1 protein-coding gene and 1 rRNA gene are annotated in these 1,759 nt (G+C 38.1%); one reads left to right on the top strand and one right to left on the bottom strand.

Annotated features, from left to right (window positions below; all coding sequences use genetic code 11):
- Positions 1-458 precede the first annotated feature (458 nt).
- Positions 459-1,331 (top strand): AraC family transcriptional regulator, encoded by an 873-nt coding sequence (locus FPZ44_RS26270; protein WP_144995610.1) that lies wholly within the window; start codon positions 459-461, stop codon positions 1,329-1,331.
- A gap of 308 nt (positions 1,332-1,639) precedes the next feature.
- Here the strand turns inward: FPZ44_RS26270 and rrf are convergent.
- Positions 1,640-1,756, bottom strand: a 5S ribosomal RNA gene (rrf, locus tag FPZ44_RS26265).
- Positions 1,757-1,759 lie beyond the last annotated feature (3 nt).

Here is a 1,759-nt window from a genome sequence, read left to right as displayed (position 1 = left end):
AACTCTCCATAAAAGTGTTTGACTTGCTCATTTGTAATGCTGACGAAATTCATTGCTGAATTTCTTATATCAAACGTTTCACTCGTTGTTCAGTTTTCAAAGAACAATTCGGCTCAGATCACTTATCTTCCGATTCGTTTTCTTTCGCTCTCGTTCGCCGTGTTTCTCAGTGGCGACCTTTATAATATATCATTTTCATTCTTTCGAGTCAAGCTTTTTTTAAAACTTTATTTGAAGCTTTGTTTTCACTCTGCTTCAAACTGCTGTTTGATTTAGCTTGTCTCAACCGCTTCCTCTCGGTGGCGGAAATATAATATACCACAGTTCTAAAACAAATTGCAACACCTCTAACTCATCCATTATTATGTAATTTTTTTTGATCTGTCCTAGCTTAGCACAATATGACCAGTAAAGTAAATTTGAAACCTATACAATTCAGTTAAGGAGTGAATGGACATATGAACTGGGTGGAAACATTACAGAAGGCAATTGAGTATATGGAAGATCATTTACTCAAGGATATCTCGATTGAGCAAATTGCAAAACATGTACATTCATCGCCATTTCATTTTCAGCGGACATTTTTCATACTAACCGATATGACCGTTGGTGATTACTTACGTCGAAGACGTTTGGCACTTGCTGCGCAAGAGTTAGCGACTTCTGATACCAAAGTCATTGATATCGCCTTGAAATATGGCTATGAAACTCCTGAAGCCTTCGCAAAAGCTTTTCGTAAACAACATAACCTATCTCCAAGTAATGTAAGGCAGCATTTAGGAAAGCTTAAATCTTACAATCGCCTAACGATACAGGTGAATCTGAAGGGAGTAGAACCAATGAATTATCGAATTGTAGAACGCAGTGGCTTTAAAGTAGTTGGTCAAAAAAGAGAAATCAGTATGCAAATTAACGTGAACGGAAATATGCTTCCAATCCCGCGGTTTTGGCATGATGTACATGTTGATGGCACAAATGACCTACTGTTTAAAATTAATAATGGGGAAATTAAAGGTGTACTTGGCGTATGTGTCGATAAAGAGCATAAAGGAAAAGACTTAACGGTTATTGATTACTGGATTGGTACGGAGTATATAGGAGAAACTCCACAACCATTGCTTGAAATGAACATACCAGCTTCAAAATGGGTAGTTTTCGAGGTTCATGGTGCTATGCCAGATGCTATGCAAAACACTTGGAAAAAAATTATGTCTGAGTGGTTCCCTTCCAACTCTTATCAACATGCAGGAGCACCTGATTTGGAGGTCTATTTCACCGGAAACCCAAACAGATCCGACTATTATTCAGAGATCTGGATACCTGTAAAATAAATTGTAATTATACTTTCGCTAAATATAGTCAATTTAAAAAGAGGGCTTAGGCCTTCTTTTATTTGCATGCACAATTTAATAGTAGAAACAGTTTCTAAAGCAGATTACTCACTAGTATGAAAAGTGTAATTTCTTCATTTTCGTATTCACTCCAGCTAACATAATGAACAAATATACAGTGAAATCGAGCAATAAGCAGTAATATGCTGCAATACTCTCCAGCACATCAATTGGGTATAATTTAAATACCTCTTTAAAACCAAAATAAAACCCGCCATCAACAAAAAGTTGATAACGGGCTTTCATTTGCTTGGCGACGTCCTACTCTCCCGGGACCCTGCGGTCCAAGTACCATTGGCGCTGGAGGACTTAACGTTCGTGTTCGGGATGGGTACGCGTGGAACCCCTCCGCCATCGTCACCAAACAT

Source organism: Paenibacillus agilis (assembly GCF_007786455.1).
GTDB lineage: Bacteria > Bacillota > Bacilli > Paenibacillales > Paenibacillaceae > Paenibacillus_B > Paenibacillus_B agilis.
Note: the sequence above shows the minus strand (reverse complement) of the source record. Positions and strands in the feature narration are given on the sequence as shown.

Excerpts from the sequence above, each read along its gene's own strand:
- FPZ44_RS26270 (WP_144995610.1), top strand. The coding sequence starts at position 459 with ATGAACTGGGTGGAAACATTACAGAAGGCAATTGAGTATATGGAAGAT.